General features: G+C 64.2%; 1 protein-coding gene. It reads left to right on the top strand.

Features of this window, described 5'->3' with window-relative positions:
• The coding region (locus HKX41_11475) for a DNA starvation/stationary phase protection protein (GenBank protein ID NNC24752.1) at window positions 1–274 on the top strand (274 nt) is incomplete at both ends.

The raw sequence follows: 274 nt of genomic DNA, 5'->3' as shown, positions 1-274 counted from the left end.
ATCGCAGAGCGCCTCCAGTCCATCGGCGGTGTTCCCCACGCCAGCATGCCCGCACTGAGCGAGGCCGCGACGGTCGAACCCGAAGACGAAGACGTCTACGACATCCGCACGTCGCTGGAGAACGACCTCGAACTGTACGGCGACATCATCGAGAGCTACCGCGAGCACATCGAACTCGCCGCCGAGATCGGCGACGAGACTACAGTCGAGATCCTCCGTGAGCACCTCCGCACGATCGAGGAGGACGCCCACGACGTGGAGAAGTTCCTCGCCG

The organism is Salifodinibacter halophilus (assembly GCA_012999515.1).
GTDB classification, from domain to species: Bacteria; Pseudomonadota; Gammaproteobacteria; order Nevskiales; family Salinisphaeraceae; genus Salifodinibacter; species Salifodinibacter halophilus.
The sequence above is the reverse complement of the archived record's forward strand: the minus strand, read 5'-3'. Positions and strand labels throughout refer to the sequence as shown.